General features: G+C 73.8%; 1 protein-coding gene. It reads left to right on the forward strand.

Annotation, left to right across the window (positions count from 1 at the left end):
- Positions 1-202 (forward strand): SbtR family transcriptional regulator (locus tag RM572_RS29285; protein ID WP_449657232.1); only part of this gene is annotated, 202 nt, incomplete at its 5' end.
- Positions 203-443 lie beyond the last annotated feature (241 nt).

The raw sequence follows: 443 nt of genomic DNA on the forward strand, positions 1-443 counted from the left end.
CACCCAGTGCCATCTGCCGTTGCGGGAGGCGGGGGCGGGGCTGCTGCGGCGGGCGCAGGAGAGCGGGTCGGTGCGAGGGGATGTGTCCATCGATGATCTGTTGCAGCTGACCAACGCGATCGCCCTGGCCGCCGAACAGTCACCGGACGACCCGGAGTTGGCGGACCGGCTGCTGCGGTTGACGTTGCGGGGGTTGAAGTAGGGGACGCAGCAGGGGCCGGGGGCGGGGTCAGTCGGCTCTGATGTCCCCGCCCGCGACGATGCCACCGCGCGCCCGGTACGGCGCCGACGAAGGGTCTGCGTCGGTGAAGGGCCTGCGTCGGTGACGGGCCTACGGCGACGAAGAGCTCTACCGCCGCCGCAGGTCCGCCACCCGGGCCCGCTCGCCCGGCGACGCCTGGTCGGACAGGGGCGACGCGCTCCGCAGTTGCGGCCCCAGCCCC

The sequence above is a fragment of the Streptomyces hazeniae genome (genome assembly GCF_031845485.1).
GTDB lineage: Bacteria > Actinomycetota > Actinomycetes > Streptomycetales > Streptomycetaceae > Streptomyces > Streptomyces hazeniae.